1 CRISPR repeat array is annotated in these 2,092 nt (G+C 54.3%).

Annotated elements, in window-relative coordinates:
* Nucleotides 1-16: 16 nt before the first annotated feature.
* Nucleotides 17-2,073: a CRISPR direct-repeat array (repeat unit 36 nt; unit sequence GTTTCCAATTTCTAGGGATCCCCCCGAAGGGGGAAC).
* Nucleotides 2,074-2,092: the final 19 nt, after the last annotated feature.

Raw genomic sequence — 2,092 nt, 5'->3', positions numbered from 1 at the left:
ATAGCCCTTAGAGAATGTTTCCAATTTCTAGGGATCCCCCCGAAGGGGGAACAGCCATCTTGGCTGCGGCCAAGGAGCGACTGCAGGTGCTGCTGTTTCCAATTTCTAGGGATCCCCCCGAAGGGGGAACACGCCCTCTCCCCATAACTCCTGCCGCGTGTCCCAGGGAAGGTTTCCAATTTCTAGGGATCCCCCCGAAGGGGGAACAGCAAGTATTCAACGGCAGCATTCCTCGCTTGATCATCGTTTCCAATTTCTAGGGATCCCCCCGAAGGGGGAACTTTAGCTATGGGCTGTTACCAGGAGATCACCCAGCGTCCGCGGTTTCCAATTTCTAGGGATCCCCCCGAAGGGGGAACGGGAGTATGATAGTACTCCCAGAGTGTTCCAGGGGCAGTTTCCAATTTCTAGGGATCCCCCCGAAGGGGGAACCCCCTTCGCAGTCACTAAACCTGCGTCGAGAACCACGGCTGTTTCCAATTTCTAGGGATCCCCCCGAAGGGGGAACGTCTTTCACTGACCATACGGTCAGCTCGCGCAGCACCGAGTTTCCAATTTCTAGGGATCCCCCCGAAGGGGGAACGTCCGAGTTAGATTACTCGGCGGCAGTACAAAAACTGGTTTCCAATTTCTAGGGATCCCCCCGAAGGGGGAACATCCCAGTAGCGTCCAAGCCCTCGGATGACGGGGGTACGGTTTCCAATTTCTAGGGATCCCCCCGAAGGGGGAACCAGCAATGCGGGCACAAATCAAGGCGGCAAAAGCCGCGTAGTTTCCAATTTCTAGGGATCCCCCCGAAGGGGGAACAGTTGAAATCTGGCGCAACCCCGTTCTACCGGGGTTGTTTCCAATTTCTAGGGATCCCCCCGAAGGGGGAACAACATGTAATCCGCACCTAACAGCCTGAGGATGTACCGTTTCCAATTTCTAGGGATCCCCCCGAAGGGGGAACATTCGTTTATCCGTGGCCGAGGCTCTAGGTCTCCCACGTGTTCGTTTCCAATTTCTAGGGATCCCCCCGAAGGGGGAACCACCGGCGCTGTCCAGCAGTAGGATCCCTACAGGTGCTGGTTTCCAATTTCTAGGGATCCCCCCGAAGGGGGAACATCTGGCGGTGAAGTTTGCGGCAGGATTAAGCGTGATCGTTTCCAATTTCTAGGGATCCCCCCGAAGGGGGAACGTTCTAAGGCTTTCAGCAGAGCTCCGCCCTTCCCTGCGTTTCCAATTTCTAGGGATCCCCCCGAAGGGGGAACATTGCGTACCAGTCGAGGTTCTCGAGCATCCACCAAACCGTTTCCAATTTCTAGGGATCCCCCCGAAGGGGGAACGGCTTCCTCAAGCGTATCCACGTCTTGAGTAGTGCCTTTGTTTCCAATTTCTAGGGATCCCCCCGAAGGGGGAACGAAGCCTTTGTTACGATGTTGGAATACAATCTTGGAAGTTTCCAATTTCTAGGGATCCCCCCGAAGGGGGAACTTTGTTGTACTCAGCTTGGAGTAAGCTGACTACTTGGTTGTTTCCAATTTCTAGGGATCCCCCCGAAGGGGGAACCTGTAGTGTCTTTAAAGGCCTTTGCAGACACTGTTCTGTAGTTTCCAATTTCTAGGGATCCCCCCGAAGGGGGAACACCTTGTACGATAGGAACTACACCACTACACTTAACGCCGTTTCCAATTTCTAGAGATCCCCCCGAAGGGGGAACTTGTCGTCCAGCCTTCGGCGTCAGTGTAGCGATAGGCTGTTTCCAATTTCTAGGGATCCCCCCGAAGGGGGAACTTCATTGCACTTACCTCCCTTTACTAAGGAGAAACAACACGTTTCCAATTTCTAGGGATCCCCCCGAAGGGGGAACTCCAAAAGTCCTCAAGCTCTTCTGGAAAGCAGCAAAGGTTTCCAATTTCTAGGGATCCCCCCGAAGGGGGAACTATAAGAGTCGCCTGTTGTTCTGCTGTTTTGGTTGCCATTGTTTCCAATTTCTAGGGATCCCCCCGAAGGGGGAACACCAAACCGTCCTCCGCTATGGAGGCCTGGAGGCTCGTTTCCAATTTCTAGGGATCCCCCCGAAGGGGGAACACCAAACCGTCCTCCGCTA

Source organism: Synechococcus sp. RC10B2 (genome assembly GCF_047502635.1).
This window is presented reverse-complemented; position numbering and strand designations above follow the sequence as displayed.